The sequence below is a fragment of the Winogradskyella sp. genome, assembly GCF_045105575.1.
Taxonomy (GTDB): Bacteria; Bacteroidota; Bacteroidia; order Flavobacteriales; family Flavobacteriaceae; genus Winogradskyella.
Genome location: NZ_JBGCDQ010000053.1, coordinates 1 through 23900 on the forward strand (window position 1 = coordinate 1; position 23900 = coordinate 23900).

Below are 23900 nucleotides of genomic sequence, written 5' to 3' on the forward strand. Positions count from 1 at the left end.
GCGACTTCATAAATATACACAGACCTTTCGGTTTTGCCCATAAGTCCGCATTATGTTTAGGCTTTGTTACCTTGCGTTTTATTCCACAACAAATTTTTCGTAGTTACTCCGTATGTAATCTATTCTTAGCTTTTCCAGCCCCTCCAAGTCATAAAAGTTGTCATCGAGCGGATTGAAGTCAGGATTCCGTTTCTTTTGATATTCCTCACTTTGATTTTTAAATACCTCAATAGCTTTTTCAGTCACAGAAAGATAATTTTCCGCCCCAATTCTGCTAAGTCCATTCGCAGCACTGTAGCCGTATTCAAGTCCATTATTCAGGAAAAATTGGTCAAATCCACCATTATGAACTTCAGATTCCAATACCCATGTTGCTAATAATTCCGTCATTGCTGAATCCGCTTTCTCCAGAGTCTCTCCAAAAGTCCCTAAATACAACTCCGTTGCTTTATCATAAACCAAGGAAATTAATTCCTCGTCATTAGAACTTTGTAAGTCCGCAAGTGAATATTTGACTTTCTGTATCATTTTTGTTTAAATGCAAGGTAACGTTTTTGTGTATGGTTAGTTGCGTGTTTAAGCAACTAATTTAGTAAACAAAAACGAACGCGAGAAAATTCCGAAGGAATTTTCCAGATAAGCACTTGCCAAAGCAATTAATTATACACGTTGTTGTGGGTAGTTTTTTATTTTTCACATTCCCACAGTTTCATAGATATAACAAATTCCAGTTTTTGGGTCCCTTAAATATCTTGAACGTTCAAATTCGTTTGTTTGGTCTTTTGCATAAATAATATAGTTTTGGTCAGTCTTAAACCATTTAGGTAATTTAGTCCAACCTTTCCATTCGTTTCCAACCGTGTCAATTTCAAGTTCATTATACTCAACAAATTCCTCAAACCATTTTTTGTCCGATTTGAACTTAAGGAACAACTCATATTCGAGTGAAAAATGAGGTGACTGATAATATTCGCCTTTAATTAATTCAATTTCTTTTGGCGGTTCGTTGCCACTCCAATATCTGTATGCTTTTTTTGCATCTTTAGTTTCAGTTGCGAAACAACCAATCAGAAGAAACACAATTCCAATTAAAGATATTTTTTTAATTATTTTCATTTTCGCTCAACATAAAAATAATTACCATAAATGTGGTTTTGCGAAGTATAGCCAACCACACCATAGAGTCCAAAAACAACTAAATAAAAGTCCAATAATGAAAAAGAACATTCGAAACCTTTTAATTCCGATTTTGTTTTTCAAATAATACCAGTCAAATAATTCCAATAATGTTCCTAATGAATAAAAAATATTTGCTCCAATTCCCCAAATTATAATTCCGATTGTATCGTCTATATTCCAAGAGTAATCGTCTCTTGAGAGTCCATCGTAAATCGCAATAATTCCAAAAAGTCCAACAGCTAGATTATAAATCCACCTTTTAGATTCCCACCATTTTATGTTCGATTTTAGTTCTTCTATTGTCATTTTCTCAAATTACCCACAACGGTTTTGTGTATGGCTCGTTGCGGAAAATCAGCCAAGATTTTCCGCCGTGACCGAAAGATAGCAAATTGCAATGAATTCCGATTAGGAATTCAGCCGCAATGAGCTATACACGTTGTTGGCAACTGGCTTATTTCAGCCCATTCTTTTTAGCAATTGTTAATAATCTATCAATAATTTCATCTCTATCTTCATATATTAATCCTTTTGTTGATATCGTATCGAGTATTTTTACTTTTACATCACCAGGTTTAGTATAAAGTGATCCGTAAGGTAAAAGATTAAACGTACCTTCTATAATGAAAGGGACAATGTTTGCTTGCGCATTGATTGCCATTACAACTGGTCCTTTTTTATATGTATTTAAATTACCATTTTTCGACCTTTTCCCTTCTATAGAAATCATAATATTTCCACCTGATTTGAGAAATTCATTTGTCTGATTTAATTTGTTCTTAGCCTGACTTGGCCATTGTCGAACAATGACATAACAAGTTAAGGCATAAAACCATCCTAATATCGGATAAAACCCTAGTTCGATATTGATAATCCCTAAAGTTCTTTGAGTTGGAATTATAGGAGTAATCATTGAATCTAAAAAACTAGATTGATTTAGAAGAATAAAAATGGTACTTTCTGCTTCCTTGAGGTTGCCGTCTACAAATTCAAATTGCACATTTACATTAAATAATGTAAAGTACAGATCAAGATATTTAATAAATACTTTCTTAGATTTCCATATACTGAAAAAACGAACAAATAGAGCAACAATAAAATAGAATAATCCAATGAATATGTAAAAAAAAGTCTTTAGAATATACCAAAACAAATGGATTATCTTCATTATGTAGTTTTATGTTTTTCAGCTTGTTGCCAACGTGTTCGTGTATGATTTTTTGCGGTTTAAAAAGTGTAAAATTTTCCACTTGACATAAAGGTAGTTAAATTGTAGGAATTGCAATTCACTTAACCATCTTAGCAATGAATTATACACGTTGTTGTGCTTTCGTTATTTTTTATTCCCGAAGTGTTTTTAATAATTGGTTAATTCCATCTTGTATTTCAGGCAACTTCGACAAACTCAACCTATAACTATCACTTTTAAGAATTATCAAAGAATTAAATTCAGTTGCGTGATTAGATAGAGAAATATTATTCCAGATTTTATCGGCTGCTACAGTTCCATTTTGAAAAAGATTATTTCTAAATGTAAAAGGATAACTTTTTGAGTAGTTAGAAAGCCCTCTTGAATAATTATCTAAAGTTAAATTTGATACTTGTGTAGCTGTTTCTTGAAGATTATATAGCGAATTCAATTCATCAGCAACGTTTTGACTAAATAAAGCTAAATGTCCAGTAGAATTTAAAATTTGATAAGTCTCATTTTCATAGTTAGTAAGAACGTGTATTATAAATTCGTATTCTTCACGAGCGATATCACGTACTATATCAAAAGGCTCATTCGACTTCGAAACGCGTTGTTCGAAGTCCTCAATTCTTTTAATATCCTCATTTATTTCTATCAATTTATTGTGTATGTTTAAACTGTCTTTGACAAGATTCTCAATAAGTCTTTTCTTATAAGTGTTAACTAAAGAACTATTTTTCCGACTTTCATTCCAATTATTAATTTGTAGAGCAATTAAAATTCCAATAACGACAAGTACAATTTCTCCAATCGCATATTTCAGATACTTTCCAGTTTTGTTTTTCTCCATTAGGTCGTACCGTATTTTTCTAAAGAATTTTATCATTGGTTAGTTATTTCTCGAAAGTAAGTATAATTATTTTATTCAGGACGGGTCATAATGAAGCACAACGGTTTTGTATATGGCTCGTAGCGTGCAAATTATCAATATTTTTTCGGTTAAGCACAAGCCCGATTTTTAAATTTTACTATTTATCTTTTTTATTGGAAATCGTCAAATTTAAAAATTTGGCGACTTTCTAAATATGCCTTAACTTTGATTAAGCAACTAATTAGCTATGAGCTATATACGTTGTTACCTGCTGGCTTTTTTTCCAATTACGTATAAATAATCTCCCAAATCATTTTCATAGAATTTTATTATTTCTTCAATTTTTCCACTATCGATATCTTTTCTTAATTCCGATAATCCATTCTCCACTTCCGTTCGGTTTGATAAGGATGAAAATGAAGAAATTCCGTGTCTAATTTGCTCGTCAAAGTAAAGTTCAGGGTATTGTTTTCCACAATACAAAAATTGGTCTTCCAAGTCAGGCTTTATAAAATACCTGTGCGTCTCCAAGAATTCAATTCCACTATCTTTCATAGCTTTTTTTACTTTTTCCAAAGTTGGCATTTGTATTATTGAGTCAGAAAGCATTTTTGGGAAATAATGATTGAGCCAATAACCTTGCATTTGCTCGGGTGTTGATGTGAAAATCACAATTCTGCCGTTTGGCTTTAAGACTTTATTAAGCTCTGAAAATCCATTTCGTAAATCAGTCCAATGGTGTATTGTCAAAGAACCGATTATTCCGTCCACAAAATTTTCAGGAAGTCCAGTATTCTCTGCCGAACCTATTTTCCAATATATTTTGTGGTTTTTAAGTTTTGCTTTCTCCAACATTAATTCGGAAGGGTCAATACCAATGAAGTCAAATCCTTTTTTTTGAAGTTCACTTGTGTAATTTCCCGTTCCACAACCAATGTCCAAATATTTTCCGTTTTTGGTCGGTTGTAAATGATAGAGTAATTGTTCTGTCAAATATTTGTCCGCTTTTCGGGTCAGATTGTAATCAATTCCTATTTTGTCGTATTTAACTTCCATCGTTTTGTTGAGCTTGCAGGTAACGTTGTTGTGTATGGTTAGTTGCGTGGTTAAGCACCTAATTTAGCAAATAAATCAAAGATAGAAAATTCCAGCGGAATTTTCGTAAGTCGGCAGTGACCTAGCAATTAATTATACACGGTGTTGCCCATAGTAGTTTATTTCAGATTTCATTTTTTTTCATAAGAATAATATTCACTTTCATTTGGTTATTATTATTCTTTCAATTGTTTTACAGACCAAATAATACCATAGTATATATACCTAATAATAAAAAACAAGAAGAAAAATACATAGCCAAAGTTAAGTGCTTTTTTATTTAAATTATACCTACCATAAAACCAAGAATCTTCAATATCTTCAATTTGATTTTCAGTAGAAACAAGATAATTCAGGTAACTTTCTGATTCTAAATCGTCGTACATTCTCTTTTTAAATAATTCACACGTTATTGTGTTCCTTGGGTATTCATTAATAAGCATACTATGAGCTTCGTCTGCAAAAAGAGAATCTTCTTTAAGATAAAATATCCAATCGTCCGCAGTTGGTTGCATTTTATTCCAACTCGTATATTTAATAGAATCATTTAATGCATAAAAAACTTTTAATCTGTAAGGAAGTTTTTTATATGTGTAGCTATTAGGTAGTATTTTATTTAGGCCTTTATGCTTTGCATTATTATAATCAGCCATTTTTGCCCAACCAAAAAAAACAATTAAAAATAAAATTGTAGCACCTAATAAAAAAAGAAATTCTCTAGCTATTATTTTCTTTAATTTTTTATTTGATTCGTGAGTCATTTATTTAAAGTCATTTTCATATTAGTACTATTTTTTTTCTTTAAGCGCCAATTAATTATCTTGTTACCTCTAGAATAACTAGCAAATAATTTAGAACTTTTTAAGCCAATAATAGGAACTTCAATCAGCCAGTAATTTATTAGGATAATGTCATATTGGTCTTTTGGATTCTTTGACCATTTCTCAAAATCAATAAATCTCGGAAAAAAATCTAATGCAAATTTTGATGTATAACTTTTTCGGCTGTTGAATTCGTTTCGATATTCCTTTTTCTTCCTGTTTGGCACATAATCATATAAGCCCTCGTATAAAACATTGATAATGTATTCTACTTTTGCCATATTCTATTTTTATTACTTCATTTATTAATTTCAGATTCTGTTGAGCGCTATTGTGGGCAACTAGTAATAAAACAATTTTAATACCTAACATCCCATAATTATTTCAGGATATCAAAACTTTCTATTATTTTAAACTCCTTAAAATTAAAAAAGAAAAACAAGACTCCTATACGTAACCTTACGTATTTTCAAAAAAAAGATCGTTTGGATACGTCAACTACAAAATTGCCTTAGGTAAAATCTTTCGTGTCCACGTTTTTAAACGTTTGTAGTTCCCTACCTCAGCATCTGGGTTAAAGTCTAAGGTGGTTTCCCAAGAATTTCCGGGTTGAAATTCTATTTCCATACCTTCTAAAACGCCTTTGGAGATGTCTTCAGAATTAACAATGACGATACATTCCGTATTAAGATTGGCACTTCTAGGATCGAGATTAAAGGTACCAACCACAGTGGTTTTTTGGTCAATGACCATGGATTTGGCATGTAGACCAAAAATGGGTTGATGTTCTAGTTGTTCTCTAAGTTCGCCAGTCATTATTCTGGTTTGCTCTTCGGCATCTGGCCGAAACTCAAAGATGCGCACTCCTGTTTTTAATAAGGTTTCTCTATCACTTTGATAACTGCTAAACGCTTCAACATTATCTGTAGAAGCTAAACTGTTAGTTAAAATTCTAATCTTTACTCCACGATCTACAGCGTCTTTAAATAAATTTTGAGACAAAGCTGTGGTAATTAAATATGGAGTTTGTATATCTATAGACGTTTTGGCATTTTTAACTAAGTCTATTAAGGCTGTTGTAGAAATTCCTCCACCTCCTAGACCGTTTTCTCCATCATTTTTTCCTGGCTCATCAGAAATAAACTCAACATCATCTAACCACACTAATTTTCCTGATGCTTTTATAGTTTCAAAAGTTTGTGGCAATGTTGCAATACGTTCTCTTACTTGCGGCCAAAAGTTTTCAGGATTACAAGCATATTCGTGCAGTTTTTCGAACTTATGTTCTGCATTTGCATGTTTGGGTGCTTCATCTACAACGGTATTAACATCGACACTGAGGTTGCTATTCCAGAATTGATTAAAAGAGGTCTCTACTGTTTTTGAGGCTTTTCCGATAAGGAGAATATCGCGATCTCTAAAATTATACTCGTGATCGTAATCAAAATATTCATCCGCAATATTACGTCCTCCTGTAATCACCACTTTGCCATCTACAATAAACGTTTTGTTATGCATACGTTGATTGGCCGATCTGAAATCGGTGGCAAACTTCTGAATTTTATCAAAAATATTTTTTCCTAAATTAACTCCAGGATTATAAATTTTTACGGTAATATTTTGGTGTGATGCAAAGGTGAGCACATCTTGAATGTCCGCATCTACCATAATATCATCGACTAGAATGCGGACTTTTACTCCACGATCTGCGGCTCTTATCAAATAATCGCAGGCAATGAGCCCTACATTATCCATTGAAAAAATAAAGTATTGAATGTCGATGGTTTCCTCTGCATATTCGGTAAGCCAAGCTCTGGCCACCATAGAACCACTACCATCTTCTAAAACATACACTCCTGTTTTAGAATTCATATCTTCCTTTACAGCCGCTAATGCTTTAGACAATGACGTGCTATCGTCTTTATGAATATTGGCACAGAAATCAGTGGCTTCGGTTATGGGTTGTTCTTTTTTACATGACATCATTAAAAGGCTTAGAACGATAAAACAATATGTGGTGATTTTCAAAGCATAGGGTTTCATAGTTGATTTCAATTTACACAAATATAAATAAGTTCTTTTGGTGGAATGGGAAATTGGAATCTTTCAATTAGTTAGTGATTAACATAAAACAATAATAGACATTTTTAGAGATCAGTACATCATTACTTATGGGAATTGATAATTAATTAGCTAAGATCTGGGTGAGCACAGTCGAAACCTACAAGAAGCACATCAATAGTTCTCGACTGCGCTCGAACAGACCATTATTAATGATTCAAATACCATATCATCAATTAATTATGATTAATTTTTAGAACATATTTAACTACTGACCTCTGGACATTTTTTTACACCCTAAAGTCCACTATAAAGGACAATTGTTCTATTAAACGTTGTGGAAAGCAAGACTGAAAGGGCTTTCGTCGTATTTTTATATTTTTTTGTTTCAATATAAACGCCCAAAAAACCTTCAAACCAAAATACTATTTCAAATACACATTAGTGACTAAACGTTCTACCGTTGGATGGTCGTTACCTCCAGCAGGTTCTATGGTAATGTTAAGTGATTCCGCATTATCAATATAAGCCATGGTCATTAAACGCTTGTCTTTTGCAATGACTCCCATATTGATCATTTCACCTTTTACATCTGCCCACATTTGGTAATCGTGGTCGGCATCTAATGCTGGCAATCGTTCTGTATTAATCACTACAGATTTTATCTTATGATTGACATAACTGACCACTTTTGCATCAGGTAAAGCGGCATTACCAATTAAAACGTATTGTTCTGTATCCGGATTTACAATAGCCTTATAAGACGCGCTATTTTCTTTCAACTTTACATTTAAAACTTCTATAGTAGAATTGAGTTCTGTGTTATTGATTTCTACAATTTGCAATTGCTCTTTTACATCATTAAGTTGGGAGTACATCCAAAAACTACCAATCATTAACAACGCTGCAACACTGGCTGCAATGCCTAAATAAAACTTGGTGTTATTGGTATTTTCTATAGCAACTACTTTAGGTGTAACCGTTTTAGACGCTTTAACTTTCTTTAAAAGTTCGGTTTTTATGGTGGTTGGTGGAGCAATGGCATTTTCTAAACCTAGGTTTTCAAAATCGTATTCTAATTGATCGAAGTGTGTTTTTAGTTCAGCATCAGACGCTAGTAAGTGCTCAATCTGTTCGCATTGGGTAGCGTTGAGTTCTCCGAGCAAATATTGCTCTAATAATCCATTTTCTAACAGCGACTTCTTATCCATCATCATAGCGCATTTAGTATTAGTAGTACAAGACTTAAGGTTTTGGCATACGTGTCTCTCAGTTGTTTTAGAGCCTGACGAATGTAAGATTTAAACGTTCCTAAAGGCACATTCATTGCCTCGTGTGCTTCTCTATGTGTTAATCCCTTAAAGTAAACCAGCTCTATTGCTTCTTTATGGTGATCCTCTAAAGTAGTGACCGCTCCGTTAAGTTCTAAATAGTGAGGCTCTATACTAATAACATCTGCTTTATTAGTATGTACACTAAAATCATCGGTTTGGATGAGTGGATCGGTTTTTCTAAGCGCATTTAGGGTTTTGTTTTTAGCAATACGATACACCCAAGTATAGAAACGGCCTTTTGCTTCATCGTAACTTTCGGCTTTATCCCAAACCGTCATAAAGGTATCTTGTAATAGGTTTTGTGCTTTGCCTTCATCGCGTATCATTTTTAGAATGACACTGTAAATAGCACCCGAATATTTATCGTACAGTAATGCCAAAGCACGCTCGTCTTTGTTTTTTAAATCTTGAATAAGCGTGGTATCGTTTTGCATTAGTGTTAAAGATTTCCCAAAAGTAAACTGTTGCTCATCCAGAGCAAAGAAGCTTGTGTAAATATAAATGAAAGCACTTCAAAAACGAAACAAGTGCACTAAATAGTTTAACCGAAAAATTAAAACACATGAAAAAATTAGTTTTTATCTTAACCACATTTGTAGCCTTAACTTTTAATCAAACAGCATCAGCACAAAACACGATTGTAGATGTTGCTGTTGGTAATGAAGATTTCTCAACCTTAGTAGCCGCTTTAAAGGCAGCAGATTTAGTAAGTGCGTTACAAGGTGATGGTCCTTTTACGGTTTTTGCACCAACCAATAGTGCCTTTGCTAAAATTGACAAAGCGGCTTTAGCAGATTTATTGAAACCAGAAAATAAAGAAGCTTTATCTAATATTTTAACATACCATGTTATTCCAAGTAAATTAATGGCTAGTGATGTTGTTGCAGCCTTAAAAAAAGGAAAAGGTAAAGTAGAAGTAAAAGCCTTAAATGGTACTGTTTTAACTGTGATGTCTAAAGATGGTAAGATTTGGTTAAAAGATGCCGCAGGAAATTATAGTGAAATTACAGCGACTGACGTTACAGCTAGTAATGGTGTAATTCACATTATCGATACTGTAGTAATGCCTAAATAATTAGTTAGTGTTAATAGTTGAAAACATTACTACACGTGTTATTAATCAATTGTTTTTTGGTTGATGGTTATTGATTAATGGCAATAGTGATTTTAGCGTTAAAATTGCTATGAAAAAGGAAAAGCACTTACAGCGATGTAAGTGCTTTTTAATTTTATAACCACTAGAAATTAATTCACATCAGGAAGATGACTATAGGTTTTACTATAGTGTAACATCTGCTTTGCAAATGCTTTTGGCTGTGTTACTTTAATTGCGGTAATTTCTCCATCTGCATTTAGTTCTGGTACTAACACCGGATTTACAAAACCACTATATGGTGGAGATGGAAATTGCTTATTGCGTTCTAAAACCTCCGCATGAATGGCTTGGTCTACTTTTACTCCATAACCTTCAACTAAAGCTTCCACAGCTGCGTAATCTCCTTCAGACTTAATCCGTTGTGTTTCTCTTAATAATTGACCAAAAAGGTCGTGTAACTTATCATAATCATTAATATTAAAATACGTTTTCCCTTCTCTGGTAACTTTTTCAATAACGTTGTCTGCCTTTCCTTTTTCAAAAGCCCAAGCCGATACCCATTGTCTGTTTCGCATGTGGGCTTCTTCTACATCATCTCCTAAATCTAAACGAATGAGTTGCGTCATTAACCCATTTCTGATGTAACCATCAAAAGCGGCTTTACCAACGTTTTTCCAATCGTCCACTAAACCTAGTTCTTGTAATTTAGCATCGTACAAATAGTATAAACCGACTAAATCTGCTCGTCCTTCTTCTAAGGTAGACGCATACGTTTTTAAAGTTTCTTTGGTCTCTCCTACTCCAGGATTTAATTGTCCTGAGGCATGACCAATCACTTCATGTAAAGCGGTATGCAATTTATCGGCTAATTGTCCGTATTTTTCTTCGAGTTGTAATTCTTCTTCATCATGAACAAATGCTTTTAAACGACCAGAACCTCCTGCATTATTATACGCATGAATAATGTTTCCTAAGGACACTGATTTACTTCCAACGGCTGCTCTAATCCAGTTGGCATTTGGTAAATTGACACCAATTGGTGTGCTTGGCGAGGCATCACCAGCTTCACCAGCAACATTCACTACTTTATAAGAAACACCAACCACATTTGCTTTTTTGTGTTCGTCCATTAAAGGTGAATTATCTTCAAACCATTGCGCATTTTCAGACAATACAGCCATTTTTGCTGACATATCAAAATCATTGACTTGTACGATTGTTTCGTACGAACCTCTATAACCTAAGGGATCGTTATACACTTCAATAAAACTATTAATATAATCGATATTGCCTTCTGTAGCCGCTGTCCAAGCCACATTATAATCATCCCAAGTTTGTAAATCTCCTGTTTTATAATATTGAATTAAAAGACCTATGGCATTACCTTGAGCTTCATTTTCGGCTACACCTTTTGCTTTTTCTAACCATGTTACAATTTCGTCTATGGCAGCACCATACAATCCACCAGACTTGTAAACGCGTTCTTTCAATACACCATTTTCTTTAACTAATTGAGAATTTAATCCGTAAGACAAGGGCTTTTCAGGATTTGGAGATGTTTTGGTTTTATAGAAATCAGCCACGTCTTTATTAGTGACATCTGGACCGTAAAAATTAACGGCAGATTCTAAAACATTATCTATGCCTTTAGCCTGATTGACTTTTTTAGCGTCTTTAGCATTAAAAAGCACGTCTAAAGCTTCACCTTCTAAAGTGGTATTAGTTGCTGTCAATAATTCTGTTAAATATTGCTTAGAAAATTCAGGTTTTAATTTAGCGTTAGAATAATGGTGATGAATCCCATTGCTAAACCAAACGCGTTTTAGGTAAGTTTCAAAATTAGTCCAATCATCAGTAGTTTTATCTCCACTAAATTGTGTGTAGACATGTTCTAAGGCACGTCTAATTTTAAGATTGTGTCTGTAGTTTTGATCCCACATAATATCACGACCAGCCAAACCTGCTTCTGTTAAATAATAGACTAACTTTTGTTCTTTCAGTGTTAAGTTTTCCCAGCCTGGTATTTGATAACGTAAGACTTTAATATCTGCAAATTCTTCAACATTAAAACTGAATTCTTGCTCTAAAGCGTCTTCAGTGACTTCGATCGCTTCTTTGACGTCATTTTTACATGCCGCCATAAGGACAGCAAAAAGACAAATTTTAAATAGTGATTTTAAGTTCATAGGATTAATTTTTAGTTCTACACAAATGTAATACTAATATAACATATCATAAAATTACTATCTTTGAGCAACGCCAAAATAAACGCTATAAATGAAAGCGATTAAATACATTCTATTACTACTGCTCATTGTTACAATTGGGTTATCTATATATATTGCTGTGCAACCAAATTCGTTTGAAGTGACACGAACCAAAACCATAAACGCACCGCAATCTGTGGTTTATAATAATGTCATCGATTTTAAGCATTGGGAATCTTGGTCATCCTTAAAGGAATATGATTCAGAAACCAATATTACTTTAGGTGAACAAACCAAAGGTACTGACGCTTCTTACACTTGGGAAAATAAAGATGGTGTTGGTCGTATGACCACTTTGAGCACGCAACCGATGAATTCTATAACCCAAGAAATGCAATTTGAAGAATTTCCAACGTCTGATGTTAATTGGACATTTGCATCTAATACCAATGGCACAACTGATGTCACTTGGACTATCTCTAGTAAAGATTTACCTTTTCAATTTAAAATGATTTCAGCATTTATGGGAGGTATGGAACCACAGATTGGTCCACGTCTTCAGCGAGAATTAGTAAAATTAGATAGTGTGCTGCAAGCTGAAATGAAAGTTTATAACATTAATGTTGAAGGTGTAACGCAACACAGTGGAGGCTTCTATTTGTACACTACGATGTCTTGTAAACTCAGTGAATTTGATACAAACATGAAACGCATGCAAGGTAAAGTTGGCGCTTACGCCTTAACACATAATATTACCATGGCAGGAAAACCGTTTATCTTATATCATAAATGGGATGAAGAAAATGATGCTGCTATTTTCTCAACTTGCATACCTACCAACTCTAAAATTATAACAGATGAATCTGATATTCTAACAGGTCAGCTAGACTCTTTTAGAGCGGTAAAAACAGTTTTAAAAGGGGATTACGCTAATTTGAAAGAAGCTTGGGAAGAATCAATGGCTTATATTACGAATAATAATTTAGAAATGATTGAAGCTGGACCAATGCTTGAAACGTATTTGACAGATACGTCGGTTGAGGAGAATCCTTCGAAGTGGGTGAGTGAGATTTATGTGGCTGTGAAGGGTTAGGTTTGAGGTTTGAGGTGAAAAAATGACGGAAGACGGAAGATGGAAGATGGAAGATGGAAGATGGAAGATGGAAGATGGAAGATGGAAGATGGAAGACTAATCTGTTGCAAACGATAAACATTCTTAACTATAAATTGCATAATTGATTAACTTTTTGATCTGATTACTAAAAAAACTACGATCTCACGACTAAATACTAAAAACCAAAGTCTCAAAACTCTCGACTAAAAACATGAAACAAATCTTACTCGTATTTCTTGGTGGTGGTTTTGGAAGCGTACTTCGTTTTATTATTAGCAAATGGCTTAATAATTCTGAAAATGGCATTCCATATGGTACGTTTGCTGCCAATATTATCGGGAGTTTATTAATTGGTATTATTTTGGGCTTGGCTGCAAAAAACGAAACCTTGTCTCAAAGTCAGACCTTATTGTTAGCTACTGGATTTTGTGGTGGCTTTACCACATTTTCTACTTTTGCTTATGAGAATCATGTGTTTTTAAAATCTGGTGACTTTATGAGCTTTGCTATTTATAGTGTGGCTAGTTTTGTGGTTGGGTTTTTGGCTGTTTTTCTTGGGATGTTTTTGGTGAAGTGATTTTTAATCAAAACTATAAATTATTAATTTTAGCTGTATGTCTTCAACTTTTATTACACAAAGTGCCACAAAGAAGTCACAAAGACTCACAAAGCCTGACTATTGAAAATTTCTAACTAAGGCGCTGAGGCGCAAAGACAAAAATTACACTGAGATTCACACAGATTCATACAGATATAGTGAAAAGAAAGACACTAATTTCACTAATTGGCACTAATCGTTGAACTTTTAAGTGGAGGTTTATAAATCACTTACTGTTATATTATTGAGAACTTCCACAGATTTTTTCTAGCTGGCTTTGCGCCTTTGTGCCTTCGCGCGAAAAAAAATATATTTAGAATGTACACGTCAACTATCTGAGAAACTAAAAATGGACTGTGTACTGCAACTGAGACTGAGACTGAGACTGAGACTAAAATCTACCCCTTCTTATAAAACCCTTTTTACTTCAATCCTTCGACCTCTTTTAATATCGCAATAAAAACAGCATCGTCAATATCATCTAAGCTTTTATACCGTAATGATTTTATGACTTTACGCTTTTCTGTGGTTAAATAAGGATCCCAATTTTTAGATAAATGTGCTGAGTGCCAAAAGCCGACATCGACATAATCTTTAGATTGATTGAGATAACACATTGGACGCTTATCTAAATAATAGCATGGTAAACGCCATTTGTATAACAAATCAGCTTTAGGTAATGTATGCGCTATCAACACCTGCAAATGCAACAATATAGATTTGTAAGGTTCTGGTTGCTTGAGGATATAGACTTCGGCAGGATTCATAAGAAATTAAAACAATCCTAGCACACCAATAACAAGCAAAGCAATACCAATAACGGCCTTAAAAGGCATTAAGGTTGCAGACAATTGTCTTAAGCTTGTTTCTAAAGCTGGTACTTTACCAAAAACATGTGTCAGCAATAAAATACCGCCTAAAATACTGATAACACTATAAAGTAAACTAAACTTTAGAATCGCTAAAACGATGAGTGCAACACCAATTATTGTTTGAAATGGTGCTAATTTTCCAGCAATTTTATTGAAGAAGTTACTATCCCCATCCCATTTATCTAAAGTTGCGAGTCCAAGAAGTATACCTCCAGAAATATTAGCTATTGTTGCGAGTAAGCCTATCATAGTGAATTGTAATTAAATGTTCAACGCTCAATTTAGCTAAAACTTCAAAATATATTAGGTCAATTCAGATATTTTATTTTACTTTGTATTTCAAAGTACTTTTTATTATGAGCAACGAAGATTATTTAAAAGACATTAGTGAGATTAAAAACATGATGAATAAATCGTCTCGTTTTATTTCGTTAAGCGGTTTATCTGGCATCTTAGCTGGCGTCTATGCTTTAATTGGTGCAGCACTTACCTACTATTTGGTTACAACATATAGCTATGGCACGTTACTTTTAGATGGTTGGGTGTTTAGAACGGTGATGCTCATTTTATTTATGGTTGCAGCACTAAGTGCCATAACAGGCATTTTGTTAACTACTAAAAAGGCTAAGAAAAATGGTGAAAATATCTGGGACAACTCGTCAAAGCGATTACTGTTCAACTTCTTGGTACCTTTGGCTGTTGGTGGTTTATATTGCTTAATCATTTTAAGTCAAGGTAAATACGGACAAACAGGCGGATTGATGCTTATTTTTTATGGTTTGGCTCTAGTGAGTGCCTCTAAATACAGTATTGGCGATATAAAATATTTAGGCTTTATAGAAATCGGCTTAGGACTAATAGCCACCTTATATCCAGGTTTTGGGTTTTGGCTTTGGGTTCTTGGTTTTGGAGTGATGCATATTATTTATGGGACTTGGATGCATTTAAAATATGATGCCGATTAGTTTCTAATGCTGTTACACAAAGTTCCACGAAGAAGGCACAAAGTTACACCAAGGGCTATTTTGCAGATGGAAGATGGAGGACGGAAGACGGAAGACGGAAGACGGAAAAATAACGTTTGTCGGAAATAATTACAAAAAAATATGAAAAAAAATTACGCAGAAGCGCTAAGACGCAAAGTGAAAATAACGATTACATAAATGACTTTTCTGATTTACGCAGAGTTCAAAACTATAAAGGAATTTTTAATTGACAATACATTAAAAAAGCATTACTAAAAAAAAAGAGATTCCTGCTTTCGCAGGAAATGAGATGAGCATTATAACCAACATAAATAAACTTTTTGATCATAGAATACGGCTTGGCATCATGTCAGTACTTATGGTAAATGAATATGCGGATTTTAAAATGCTGAAAGAGCTTCTAGGTGCCACAGATGGTAATTTGGCAAGCCATACAAAAGCACTTGAAAAAGCGGAGTATATTTTGGTTGAAAAACAGTTTATAGGTCGAAAACCGAATACCAGATATAGCGTTACAAAACTCGGAAAAGCTGAATTTAAAAAGCATATTGAAGCGCTTGAAAAATTAATAAATAAAACCTGATACTTTTTAAATCTATCAATAGATATAAACATGGAACACTTTGTAAATAAAAACTCAATTGTGAGAGAAATCTGGGGCACAAGCGACACCATTCTTTTGGTTTTTGCTGGTGCGTCTGCCGAGTTTGCCACTAACAAAGCAGTGGACTGGCTCTATTTTACTGGCAAGCTTCCTGCTGATCCACTAGGCAGATTGTTTTCTACCGTAAATTATGCTAAAGCTATTGTGTTTTCAGAAAAAGAAGCTGCCATAAAAGCTATAGACCACATGACTGCCATCCACACTGCTGTTGAAGACAAACGTGGTTCAAAAATTCCGGAATGGGCTTATAAAGACGTCTTATTTATGTTAATTGATTATTCCATTAGAGCCTATGAAATTTTAGAGCGACCACTACGAATAGAAGAAAAACAAGACGTACTCAATGTATTTGGAGCGGTTGGAAAAAGAATGGGACTAACCAACGTTCCACTCACCTACTCTGATTTTGTATTCGTAAGAAACGCACATTTAAATGAAAATCTAAAGCATGGAGACTACACCAAAGACCTCTATGCGCAATACCGAAAACATTTGGGTATTTTTAGATATCGCTTGTTGCTAGAATCTCAGATACTACTCGTCCCGAGTTCTGTTAGAGCATTACTTAAACTAAGAAAAATAACATGGCTAGCACCTTTTATGCCTATGTATAAAATTTGCAGAAGCCTCAACCTCGATTGGGTGCTAAAAGATATCATTTTACCAACAGCCTACAAAAAACAAATAAAACATTTAAACATGGCATCATAATTTAAAACCACCCTTTTTTTTAATTATTTACTTTGAAAAACAAAGTACTTTAAAATAATCAATACTAAAACTAACATGCTAAAAGTTTTATCATTCAAAAGAATGATTAATAGCCAACAGCATGTAACCTTAAAAGAACCATAAAAACGAACACATGAAAAAAATAGCACTATTTATCGCAGCCTTACTATTCAGTACCTTTTTCTACGATCAAAGTATTGGCCTTAACCTCTTTTTATTCAGTCTCCTAACGGTAGTTATTCTATTTATTAATAATCAGACGCACTTCAAAAATCGAAAAACGTTAGTCTATACCATGGCTTATTTATTGACTGGGTTAACGATATTTTTCCACAGCTCCGCGCTTTCCATCATTGCAAATATTGTGGCTTTCTTTACGCTAATCGGTCATCTTTCGGAAGCAAAATCCTCAATTTATGTCACGTGGCTCAACGGTTTATATACCACAATTGCAGGTTTTTTTCATCGCAACTTTGCTAGCAACGACAAAACCACTACTGAAGAAACAGTAAAAGAAAAGGTCGTGATTGATTATTTGCATTGGGCTAAAATCATTTTAATTCCTACTCTTATTGTCATTGCATTTATTGCACTTTATAAAAATGGAAATCCTGTTTTTAGCGAGATCATTGAAACCATAGATTTCGGATTTATAAACATTCAATGGTTATTAGTCGCTGGTTTAGGCTATTATTTGTTCAATAATATTTATGCACCTATTGAAGTTAAACCTGCAACAGAACTCGATTTAAAAACGGATAATAATTTACTTAAAACAGAAGGGTTTTCAATTTCAAAATTGAAAAAAGAGAACCAACTTGGTATCATTCTAATTGCATTATTAAACGCGTTAATCGTTATGTACCTTATTACAGATATCGTTTTTCTGTCATCAGAACAAGAGATACGCGCTTCGTTATATTCGGCTCAAGTACACAGTGGTATTAATGCGCTAATTGCTTCAATCGTCATTGCTATTCTTATTTTACTAAATGTTTTTAGAGGAGATCTCAACTTTTATGAAGGTAACAAAACGCTCAAACGTCTTGCTTTTACTTGGATTATTTTAAACCTGCTCTTAGTTGTCAGTATTGTTTATAAAAATAGTGAGTACATCTATTACTTCGGGTTAACCTACAAACGCATTGGTGTTTTGGTGTATTTAATTTTAGCCAGTATCGGATTGATAACAACACTGTTGAAAATAAGTAGCATCAAAAATAATTGGTATTTATTTCGTATAAATACGCAAGTTGCGTTTGCCATTTTAATACTGTCTAGCAGTATTAATTGGGACCACCAGATTACCAAATTCAACTTTAACTACGCACAATCCATGGACTTAAAATACCTCATCGATTTATCAAATAACAACACCTTATTATTAAGCGAACACCTTGGAGACAAAACATTAGAACGAGATGAAATTCGTCTTATAAAATCTAAATTTGATACCTACTCCTATCAATTAAGCACCAATACTTGGCAAGAATTAAAGTACGATAATTTTAAACTAAAAACGAAGTAGTATGGTTTTACTAGCTGTTTTCGCTGTTCTTTTTATAGCTACAATTACGGTGGCAACCATAAGAATTAGCATTTCTTGTATCTATTGGTTCATGAGTACCTCAAAAGACAAAGCATTAGCATTTAAGCTTTACTTTCCATATTACATCATGCTGCTATTTGGCATATGCCTTAAATGTATTATAAGCTTCAATTTTGATCCCTTTGCAATTTTCTATTTCAGTTCGGTTTTTATGACTGCACTTTTGATTTGGAGATTCGATTTAAACAAAGCGGCGAAACGCAAAAACACTTTTAAAAATGAAACTACTACCACTATTACAGATCTATCATGAAGCACCTATTTAAAATATTTAAAACCAAACGGAAACAATTGATTATTTGGTTATTTCAGCATTCGCAACGCATTTACACGTCCATGTTCAAAAATCATAAACCTTGGGACGTCACCAAATCTGATTTACTAAACTTACCCGAAGCATCTTTCGGAAGACATTTGGGCGAATTTTTAGATGCTAATAATTTTGAATTAATTGCTAAAGTTGAACGACACGATTGTTACCACGTGCTTTGCGGTTACAGCACCAAAGTTGAAGATGAAATTGCACTGCAATGTTTGTGTTACGGCAATGGCAAACGCAGTCCGTATTTGTATGGAGCCATAGGTCTTGGAGTGGTCATTTTACCAGATTATTTTAAGTATTATTATCAATCTTTCAAAATAGGAAAAGCGGCACATCCATTTCATCATTTCGACTATCAAAAATTACTAAATCGTTCTTTTGTAGATTTTAGAATGGCTATTTTTCCGAAGGCACAGCTGTCACTCATCAATTTAAACTCATACGCATGAAAAAAATTAAAATCATACTCTTACTTATCGTTTTCGTAACCTTAAGTGTCTTTATAATTTATCATTGGGTGAGCTTTAAAGCAAAAGATCAGCTTTATGATTCTGTAAACAACATCCCTAAAAATAAAGTGGGCTTGCTGTTGGGAGTGAATAAATTCGATTACCACGGCAATGTTAATCTATTTTACAAACACCGATTAGATGCTGCTGTAGCACTTTATAACGCTGGTAAAATTGAATACATATTAGTGAGTGGCGACAACAGCAGAAAAAATTATGACGAGCCCACATCTTTTAAAAATGACCTCATTGCCAAAGGCATACCTGAAGCGAAAATCGTTTTAGATTTTGCTGGATTTAGAACATTAGATTCTGTGTTTAGAGCACATGCTATTTTCGGACAGAACTCAATTACCATTATCTCGCAAAAGTTTCATAATGAGCGGGCGCTTTATCTGGCCAATCATTTTGATATTAAAGCTGTTGGTTATAATGCTGTAGACGTCAAAAACAGAACCAACATGGTTTTTAGAGAATATTTAGCACGCACTAAAGCCACATTAGATATAATTTTTAATGTGAAACCTAAATTTTTAGGAGAAAAAATAAACATCCCATGAAACTACAATTCAACACCTATTATTTGGTCTTGGCACACAGTTTGTTCCTTATCGAACTGGCCATCGCCTTTATTCTTAAAACCGGATTTATTCGCTACACCTTTGGTGATTATCTCGTCGTTATATTATTATATGCAATTTTTAGAGGATGTACTAATTTGAGTGTGAGGGCCTCGAGTTTAATCGTCCTCTTAATTGCTTATGCTATCGAATTTTTGCAACTCACACCGTTTTTAAGACTCTTCAATTTACAAGATAGTTTCACTGCAAAACTTATTTTTGGTAGCACGTTTCAAACGTCAGACTTAGTAGCTTATACCTTAGGTATATTAACTGTTTTAGTTGCTGAATATGTGATTTCTAAATTTCAAAACACTGAAAACATCAGACTATGAAAGCTATAAAATCAATGGTTCAAAATCGATTTAAAACCTTATCTCTTGTAAGTGTATCGCTTCTATTTAGTGCTGTTTTACTTATGGTACGTATTAAACTGAACAAATCATTTTTCTTATTATTTTTAATCTGGAATGTGTTTTTAGCCATCATTCCATTTGCCATTACAATGTACCTGAATACCAAACCAAAACTCAGTAAATTTCAACTCGGTTTTTGGTTTTTAGTGTGGCTGGCTTTTTTACCAAATGCACCTTATATTATTACAGACCTCATTCATATTAAATTTGGTAGTGATTTATTTTTATGGCTCGATGTATTGGTAGTCTTATCCTTTGCGCTATGCGGCTTATTTTTGTTCTATATGTCACTTATAAATATGCAACTCCTAGTAAAATTAAAGTTTAAAAAGATTTCGATGACTACCTTAACTTTTGTTATTCTATTTTTATGTGGATTTGGTGTCTATCTCGGTCGCTTTTTAAGATACAACTCATGGGAAATTATAAGTCAGCCACAAGTTTTAATTTCTGATGTTTTCAATATCCTCATCTCTCCATTTCAAAATTCTGAAGCATGGTTATTTACATTAGGCTTTAGTACCTTTTTAAGTGTTGGTTTTTGGGTGTTTAAGAATTTGAGATATCTTACAACACATGAAAGTTAAGACTATGGATTACGATGATATATCTTCAAAATAATCAATCAAGAAAACAAACATAAATAGTCTAAAAACAGCCTAAACCTCCCTATTTTTATCTTGAATTTTCCTCACAATTTTAGTCGCACGTTTTCGCGTTAATAGTCTGGGTAAAAAAGATAAGACTTTATTGATACCACCAGGAATTGATAACACTTTTCCTTTTTGCATGGCTTTATAACCATAAGCCGCAACCTGCTTTGGGCAAGCCATATTAAAACTAATTTTATTTTCACTAGAATCTTCTGATACCACACTTTGAAAATCGGTTTTTGTTGGTCCAGGACATAAAACAGTAACCGTAACACCAGTGCCTTTCAATTCATTTGAAATTGCTTCAGAAAATGACAAAATATAAGCTTTAGACGCATAATACAAGGCCATTAATGGACCAGGTTGAAAGGCAGCTAAGGATGATAAATTTAAAATTTTACCCGAACCGCGTTCCACCATATGTGGTAAAAACAGTTTGATTAAATGGGTTGTTGTGAGAATATGTAAGTTCAGCATTTGTAAGCCACGTTCCCAATCTGTTTCATGAAAGGTACCAAACAAACCAAAACCAGCGTTATTTACAATGACGTCAATTTCGGTTGACATAAGGTCATTATAAATTTCTTGAGCAATATTTACCTTACTTAAATCCTTTTCTAAAAGGGTTATTTCAATCTTATGATTGTGTAAAATCTTATGTTTTGCTACATCTAATTTTTGAGCATCAATATCTATTAAAATTAAGTTATAACCGTCTTTAGCCAACAAAAAAGCCAGCTCCAATCCTAATCCTGAGGCTGCTCCGGTGACTAAAGCTGTTTTAGATTTATGATTCGCCATCGATGTAATCTTGCAAATAACTAAAGCGCTTAGTGAGTTGACCACCTTCGGTCATTTGCGCACGTTTTAAAATTTCGTTGGCGTCGTTATTAAAAAATGCAGGAATTACGTGCTCTAAAAATGTTTCGCCAAAACCTTCACTGGCATCTTTTGGTAATTCACACGGCAAATTATCTACTGCCATTACAGTTATGGCATTTTTAGCATTAAAAGCGACTTCTTTTTCAGTTTTTGCGTCGTAACCATAAAACGGATCTGCAATGGTAGACGGTCTTATAGTACTTGCTACAGGCCCATCAATATCGCAAGAAATATCTGCTACTAAATTGATTCTAAAATCAGGATGTTTGGCGTCTTCTCGTGTAAACAAATAAGGTGCATTGTTACCATAAAAATGACCTGCTATAAAGTAATCTGTTTCTTTAGCATAAGGCATAAAATTACTTTTGTAACCTGATGGGTCTTTGTAGAATTTATACTTATCACCCACTTTTCCATCAACGCGTTTAGCATATTCCATAACATCAGCCATAACATAAACAGGCTCAGTAAATTGAGCTGTTAAATACAGTGCGTCGCTAATTTGTTTGATGCCTAAATGATCTAAGATTTCTTTTGCACCATAGGCCACCTTTCCTGTTCCTGTCAATAAAATTTTCATCTTTGGAAGGGTAATTTTATCCAGTTCCGTTTTCACCTCATTTAAGTCTGCAAGGGTCTCTACTTTTGGTAAATTGAATAACTTATCGCGCAAACCTAAAGCTCTAAAACCATTGTAAGCGCCAACCAAACCAGCATAACGGCCAAAACCGATTAAACGTGCTCCACTTTTTTTAACGATGGTTTCATGATCGAACATTTCAATATTTTTCTCTAACATCGCTAACAATAATTTTCTGTTGTAAGGCTGTTTTTTGATGGTATGCGAAAAGTAAAAGTATTTTTTATTCGGAATTAAATGTTCAATAGGCACTTCCTTTACACCAATCATGACATCGGCATGAGAGACATCGTCAAGCACCTCAAAACCTAATGCGCTGTAGGCATCATCAGGAAATATTCTAATATCCGAAGCTTCTACAATGAATGTGGCCTTTGGAAATTGTGTTCGCGCTTCTGCTAAATGTTGTGGCGAAAACACCACACGTCTGTCTGGTGGATTTTTACGTTCTTTAATTATGGCGAATGTCATACGGAATAAATATCAAAATTTAGACTACGAAAATAAGCTGATTTTGTGGCTTCACCAAGTTTGAATTCTAGTTAATAGGACCAATTGACAAGCTCGACTTCACTTTCGCTTTTTAGCACAAAAATCACCATCACTTTGTTGAATGTAAAGTGCTTTATTGCCAAACTCACCATGCTTAGTAACAACATTATCTTTAATCGTTTTGGTTACTTTTTGGGCGTAAGTGTCTTTCACTTTTCCGCTAGCAGTGCCAATTCCCCATTTCGATTGTAATTGCGTTCCTGTTTTTATCATCATTTTGTTTTTCTTTAAAATAAACACAATACTGACAAATTTTCTTAATGCTATTATAAAATAGGTTTGGTATAGCTTTTGAGTTAATATTTTTAGTAATTTCGCACACCTTGAAGCTAATATTACAGTTTCTTGGTCTGTTGCGTAAAGGATTACTCATAGATTCTATTTATTAAGAAATCGTGAGTGCTTCGCAATTGCAGCGTCATCCTTTTGCTTTTTCAGTAAAAGATATGGCGGAAAGCCAGAAAAGAAATTATCTTACAATTAATGAGATTCCTGCTTTCGCAGGAAAATGGGGTCGACTGGTTTTGACAGCGAGATTAATTAGATAGTAAGCACGTCGTGTAATGGCATTGATACACGTAAAAGGCTAGACCAAATTTTAAACGGCGAGAATAACTACGCTTTAGCTGCATAATCTGAATTATAGTAAGATTAGGCCTCGTCCTACTAGGTAGGAGTGCTAAATGTCTCGAGAAAGCCTTAGTTAATGGCGTTCTTTATTAGGCATCGTAAAAATTAACTTAGATTAGGTAGTGCTTTGATGCCTTTTCGAGATTAAAAAGCTAAGTGGTGAGTGGGCTGTCTTTTGCCAGCTTACCATCGAAAATCTAATGAAAGAATAAACGTGTAGAAAGCTCTTTAATAGCTTGTTTGGA

At 33.9% G+C, this 23900-nt stretch carries 28 protein-coding genes and 1 other RNA gene; 12 read left to right on the forward strand and 17 right to left on the reverse strand.

Annotation, left to right across the window (positions count from 1 at the left end):
- Window positions 1-78: 78 nt before the first annotated feature.
- The 11 genes from AB8B52_RS12720 to AB8B52_RS12770 form a co-directional block, all read right to left on the reverse strand.
- Window positions 79-528: a DUF4375 domain-containing protein gene (locus AB8B52_RS12720; RefSeq protein WP_406028694.1), complete on the reverse strand. Its 450-nt coding sequence runs from the start codon at window positions 526-528 to the stop codon at window positions 79-81.
- Window positions 529-693: 165 nt separating this feature from the next.
- A complete protein-coding gene (locus tag AB8B52_RS12725; RefSeq protein ID WP_406028696.1) occupies window positions 694-1116 on the reverse strand; it encodes a hypothetical protein in 423 nt (140 codons plus the stop codon).
- 21 nt (window positions 1117-1137) lie between these two features.
- Entirely contained in the window at window positions 1138-1485 is a 348-nt protein-coding gene (locus tag AB8B52_RS12730; RefSeq protein WP_406028697.1) for a hypothetical protein, read from the reverse strand.
- Window positions 1486-1633: 148 nt separating this feature from the next.
- Window positions 1634-2347 (reverse strand): lysophospholipid acyltransferase family protein, encoded by a 714-nt coding sequence (locus AB8B52_RS12735; RefSeq protein ID WP_406028699.1) that lies wholly within the window; start codon window positions 2345-2347, stop codon window positions 1634-1636.
- A gap of 172 nt (window positions 2348-2519) precedes the next feature.
- On the reverse strand, window positions 2520-3221 hold the full coding sequence (locus tag AB8B52_RS12740) for a DUF6090 family protein (RefSeq protein WP_406028701.1): 702 nt from the start codon (window positions 3219-3221) through the stop codon (window positions 2520-2522).
- Window positions 3222-3506: 285 nt separating this feature from the next.
- The gene (locus AB8B52_RS12745) at window positions 3507-4298 is read right to left on the reverse strand and encodes a class I SAM-dependent methyltransferase (RefSeq protein WP_406028703.1); all 792 of its coding nucleotides are present in this window, start codon (window positions 4296-4298) and stop codon (window positions 3507-3509) included.
- Window positions 4299-4513: 215 nt separating this feature from the next.
- The gene (locus AB8B52_RS12750) at window positions 4514-5098 is read right to left on the reverse strand and encodes a hypothetical protein (RefSeq protein ID WP_406028705.1); all 585 of its coding nucleotides are present in this window, start codon (window positions 5096-5098) and stop codon (window positions 4514-4516) included.
- Window positions 5095-5439 (reverse strand): hypothetical protein, encoded by a 345-nt coding sequence (locus AB8B52_RS12755; protein WP_406028707.1) that lies wholly within the window; start codon window positions 5437-5439, stop codon window positions 5095-5097. The genes AB8B52_RS12750 and AB8B52_RS12755 overlap by 4 nt, the downstream gene beginning before the upstream one ends.
- 217 nt (window positions 5440-5656) lie before the next feature.
- Window positions 5657-7186, reverse strand: a complete 1530-nt coding sequence (locus AB8B52_RS12760) for a phospholipase D family protein (RefSeq protein ID WP_406028709.1) — start codon at window positions 7184-7186, stop codon at window positions 5657-5659.
- A 458-nt stretch (window positions 7187-7644) separates the two neighbouring features.
- Entirely contained in the window at window positions 7645-8433 is a 789-nt protein-coding gene (locus tag AB8B52_RS12765; protein ID WP_406028711.1) for an anti-sigma factor domain-containing protein, read from the reverse strand.
- Window positions 8433-8987 carry an RNA polymerase sigma factor gene (locus AB8B52_RS12770; RefSeq protein ID WP_406028713.1) on the reverse strand — a complete coding sequence of 185 codons (555 nt, stop codon included), beginning with the start codon at window positions 8985-8987 and terminating at the stop codon, window positions 8433-8435. Before AB8B52_RS12770 ends, AB8B52_RS12765 begins: the two co-directional genes overlap by 1 nt.
- Before the next feature lie 128 nt (window positions 8988-9115).
- On the opposite strand from AB8B52_RS12770, the gene AB8B52_RS12775 reads away from it, so the two are divergent.
- Window positions 9116-9628 (forward strand): fasciclin domain-containing protein, encoded by a 513-nt coding sequence (locus AB8B52_RS12775; protein ID WP_406028715.1) that lies wholly within the window; start codon window positions 9116-9118, stop codon window positions 9626-9628.
- 170 nt (window positions 9629-9798) lie between these two features.
- Here AB8B52_RS12775 and AB8B52_RS12780 read toward each other — a convergent pair whose 3' ends face one another.
- A complete protein-coding gene (locus AB8B52_RS12780; protein WP_406028717.1) occupies window positions 9799-11835 on the reverse strand; it encodes a dipeptidyl-peptidase 3 family protein in 2037 nt (678 codons plus the stop codon).
- A 91-nt stretch (window positions 11836-11926) separates the two neighbouring features.
- Here AB8B52_RS12780 and AB8B52_RS12785 point away from each other — a divergent pair, with 91 nt between their 5' ends.
- Together AB8B52_RS12785 and crcB are read left to right on the forward strand one after the other, a co-directional pair.
- Window positions 11927-12949, forward strand: coding sequence for an SRPBCC family protein (locus AB8B52_RS12785; protein ID WP_406028719.1), 1023 nt, complete (start codon window positions 11927-11929; stop codon window positions 12947-12949).
- 232 nt (window positions 12950-13181) lie between these two features.
- Window positions 13182-13547, forward strand: coding sequence for a fluoride efflux transporter CrcB (gene crcB / locus AB8B52_RS12790; RefSeq protein ID WP_406028721.1), 366 nt, complete (start codon window positions 13182-13184; stop codon window positions 13545-13547).
- Window positions 13548-13990: 443 nt separating this feature from the next.
- Here the strand turns inward: crcB and AB8B52_RS12795 are convergent, their stop codons facing one another.
- Both AB8B52_RS12795 and AB8B52_RS12800 read right to left on the reverse strand, forming a co-directional pair.
- Window positions 13991-14335, reverse strand: a complete 345-nt coding sequence (locus AB8B52_RS12795) for a DUF1801 domain-containing protein (RefSeq protein WP_406028723.1) — start codon at window positions 14333-14335, stop codon at window positions 13991-13993.
- Window positions 14336-14341: 6 nt separating this feature from the next.
- The gene (locus tag AB8B52_RS12800; protein ID WP_406028725.1) at window positions 14342-14689 is read right to left on the reverse strand and encodes a hypothetical protein; all 348 of its coding nucleotides are present in this window, start codon (window positions 14687-14689) and stop codon (window positions 14342-14344) included.
- Between the two features lie 107 nt (window positions 14690-14796).
- Between AB8B52_RS12800 and AB8B52_RS12805 the strand changes: the two genes are divergently transcribed.
- From AB8B52_RS12805 to AB8B52_RS12840, 8 genes are all read left to right on the forward strand, one after another.
- Window positions 14797-15405, forward strand: a complete 609-nt coding sequence (locus AB8B52_RS12805; RefSeq protein ID WP_406028727.1) for a hypothetical protein — start codon at window positions 14797-14799, stop codon at window positions 15403-15405.
- Window positions 15406-15715: 310 nt separating this feature from the next.
- Window positions 15716-16009 (forward strand): winged helix-turn-helix domain-containing protein, encoded by a 294-nt coding sequence (locus AB8B52_RS12810; RefSeq protein ID WP_406028729.1) that lies wholly within the window; start codon window positions 15716-15718, stop codon window positions 16007-16009.
- 30 nt (window positions 16010-16039) lie between these two features.
- On the forward strand, window positions 16040-16801 hold the full coding sequence (locus AB8B52_RS12815; RefSeq protein ID WP_406028731.1) for an oxygenase MpaB family protein: 762 nt from the start codon (window positions 16040-16042) through the stop codon (window positions 16799-16801).
- A 154-nt stretch (window positions 16802-16955) separates the two neighbouring features.
- Window positions 16956-18350, forward strand: a complete 1395-nt coding sequence (locus AB8B52_RS12820) for a DUF4173 domain-containing protein (RefSeq protein WP_406028733.1) — start codon at window positions 16956-16958, stop codon at window positions 18348-18350.
- A gap of 330 nt (window positions 18351-18680) precedes the next feature.
- Window positions 18681-19202 carry a hypothetical protein gene (locus AB8B52_RS12825; protein WP_406028735.1) on the forward strand — a complete coding sequence of 174 codons (522 nt, stop codon included), beginning with the start codon at window positions 18681-18683 and terminating at the stop codon, window positions 19200-19202.
- The gene (locus tag AB8B52_RS12830) at window positions 19199-19822 is read left to right on the forward strand and encodes a vancomycin high temperature exclusion protein (protein ID WP_406028737.1); all 624 of its coding nucleotides are present in this window, start codon (window positions 19199-19201) and stop codon (window positions 19820-19822) included. The genes AB8B52_RS12825 and AB8B52_RS12830 overlap by 4 nt, the downstream gene beginning before the upstream one ends.
- Window positions 19819-20217, forward strand: a complete 399-nt coding sequence (locus AB8B52_RS12835) for a DUF2809 domain-containing protein (RefSeq protein WP_406028739.1) — start codon at window positions 19819-19821, stop codon at window positions 20215-20217. The genes AB8B52_RS12830 and AB8B52_RS12835 overlap by 4 nt, the downstream gene beginning before the upstream one ends.
- The gene (locus AB8B52_RS12840) at window positions 20214-20885 is read left to right on the forward strand and encodes a DUF1361 domain-containing protein (protein ID WP_406028742.1); all 672 of its coding nucleotides are present in this window, start codon (window positions 20214-20216) and stop codon (window positions 20883-20885) included. Before AB8B52_RS12835 ends, AB8B52_RS12840 begins: the two co-directional genes overlap by 4 nt.
- Before the next feature lie 72 nt (window positions 20886-20957).
- On the opposite strand, the gene AB8B52_RS12845 is transcribed toward AB8B52_RS12840, so the two are convergent.
- The 3 genes from AB8B52_RS12845 to AB8B52_RS12855 form a co-directional block, all read right to left on the reverse strand.
- Window positions 20958-21752, reverse strand: a complete 795-nt coding sequence (locus AB8B52_RS12845) for an SDR family NAD(P)-dependent oxidoreductase (RefSeq protein ID WP_406028744.1) — start codon at window positions 21750-21752, stop codon at window positions 20958-20960.
- Window positions 21739-22944, reverse strand: a complete 1206-nt coding sequence (locus AB8B52_RS12850; protein WP_406028746.1) for an NAD(P)-dependent oxidoreductase — start codon at window positions 22942-22944, stop codon at window positions 21739-21741. Before AB8B52_RS12850 ends, AB8B52_RS12845 begins: the two co-directional genes overlap by 14 nt.
- 99 nt (window positions 22945-23043) lie before the next feature.
- The gene (locus tag AB8B52_RS12855; protein ID WP_406028748.1) at window positions 23044-23241 is read right to left on the reverse strand and encodes an HVA1 family protein; all 198 of its coding nucleotides are present in this window, start codon (window positions 23239-23241) and stop codon (window positions 23044-23046) included.
- Between the two features lie 294 nt (window positions 23242-23535).
- Between AB8B52_RS12855 and ssrA the strand changes: the two genes are divergently transcribed.
- Window positions 23536-23900: a transfer-messenger RNA gene (gene ssrA / locus AB8B52_RS12860) on the forward strand; the annotation flags it as partial.

Bases quoted from the DNA above. Each gene is read 5' to 3' on its own strand.
- crcB (WP_406028721.1), top strand. From the start codon at position 13,182: ATGAAACAAATCTTACTCGTATTTCTTGGTGGTGGTTTTGGAAGCGTA.
- AB8B52_RS12855 (WP_406028748.1), bottom strand. From the start codon at position 23,241: ATGATGATAAAAACAGGAACGCAATTACAATCGAAATGGGGAATTGGC.
- AB8B52_RS12755 (WP_406028707.1), bottom strand. From the start codon at position 5,439: ATGGCAAAAGTAGAATACATTATCAATGTTTTATACGAGGGCTTATAT.
- AB8B52_RS12720 (WP_406028694.1), bottom strand. From the start codon at position 528: ATGATACAGAAAGTCAAATATTCACTTGCGGACTTACAAAGTTCTAAT.
- AB8B52_RS12740 (WP_406028701.1), bottom strand. From the start codon at position 3,221: ATGGAGAAAAACAAAACTGGAAAGTATCTGAAATATGCGATTGGAGAA.
- AB8B52_RS12840 (WP_406028742.1), top strand. From the start codon at position 20,214: ATGAAAGCTATAAAATCAATGGTTCAAAATCGATTTAAAACCTTATCT.
- AB8B52_RS12780 (WP_406028717.1), bottom strand. From the start codon at position 11,835: ATGAACTTAAAATCACTATTTAAAATTTGTCTTTTTGCTGTCCTTATG.
- AB8B52_RS12750 (WP_406028705.1), bottom strand. From the start codon at position 5,098: ATGACTCACGAATCAAATAAAAAATTAAAGAAAATAATAGCTAGAGAA.
- AB8B52_RS12850 (WP_406028746.1), bottom strand. From the start codon at position 22,944: ATGACATTCGCCATAATTAAAGAACGTAAAAATCCACCAGACAGACGT.
- AB8B52_RS12730 (WP_406028697.1), bottom strand. From the start codon at position 1,485: ATGACAATAGAAGAACTAAAATCGAACATAAAATGGTGGGAATCTAAA.
- AB8B52_RS12800 (WP_406028725.1), bottom strand. From the start codon at position 14,689: ATGATAGGCTTACTCGCAACAATAGCTAATATTTCTGGAGGTATACTT.
- AB8B52_RS12820 (WP_406028733.1), top strand. From the start codon at position 16,956: ATGAAAAAAATAGCACTATTTATCGCAGCCTTACTATTCAGTACCTTT.
- AB8B52_RS12785 (WP_406028719.1), top strand. From the start codon at position 11,927: ATGAAAGCGATTAAATACATTCTATTACTACTGCTCATTGTTACAATT.
- AB8B52_RS12830 (WP_406028737.1), top strand. From the start codon at position 19,199: ATGAAAAAAATTAAAATCATACTCTTACTTATCGTTTTCGTAACCTTA.
- AB8B52_RS12805 (WP_406028727.1), top strand. From the start codon at position 14,797: ATGAGCAACGAAGATTATTTAAAAGACATTAGTGAGATTAAAAACATG.
- AB8B52_RS12745 (WP_406028703.1), bottom strand. From the start codon at position 4,298: ATGGAAGTTAAATACGACAAAATAGGAATTGATTACAATCTGACCCGA.
- AB8B52_RS12735 (WP_406028699.1), bottom strand. From the start codon at position 2,347: ATGAAGATAATCCATTTGTTTTGGTATATTCTAAAGACTTTTTTTTAC.
- AB8B52_RS12770 (WP_406028713.1), bottom strand. From the start codon at position 8,987: ATGCAAAACGATACCACGCTTATTCAAGATTTAAAAAACAAAGACGAG.
- AB8B52_RS12765 (WP_406028711.1), bottom strand. From the start codon at position 8,433: ATGATGGATAAGAAGTCGCTGTTAGAAAATGGATTATTAGAGCAATAT.
- AB8B52_RS12815 (WP_406028731.1), top strand. From the start codon at position 16,040: ATGGAACACTTTGTAAATAAAAACTCAATTGTGAGAGAAATCTGGGGC.
- AB8B52_RS12835 (WP_406028739.1), top strand. From the start codon at position 19,819: ATGAAACTACAATTCAACACCTATTATTTGGTCTTGGCACACAGTTTG.
- AB8B52_RS12725 (WP_406028696.1), bottom strand. From the start codon at position 1,116: ATGAAAATAATTAAAAAAATATCTTTAATTGGAATTGTGTTTCTTCTG.
- AB8B52_RS12810 (WP_406028729.1), top strand. From the start codon at position 15,716: ATGAGCATTATAACCAACATAAATAAACTTTTTGATCATAGAATACGG.
- AB8B52_RS12845 (WP_406028744.1), bottom strand. From the start codon at position 21,752: ATGGCGAATCATAAATCTAAAACAGCTTTAGTCACCGGAGCAGCCTCA.
- AB8B52_RS12795 (WP_406028723.1), bottom strand. From the start codon at position 14,335: ATGAATCCTGCCGAAGTCTATATCCTCAAGCAACCAGAACCTTACAAA.
- AB8B52_RS12825 (WP_406028735.1), top strand. From the start codon at position 18,681: ATGAAGCACCTATTTAAAATATTTAAAACCAAACGGAAACAATTGATT.
- AB8B52_RS12775 (WP_406028715.1), top strand. From the start codon at position 9,116: ATGAAAAAATTAGTTTTTATCTTAACCACATTTGTAGCCTTAACTTTT.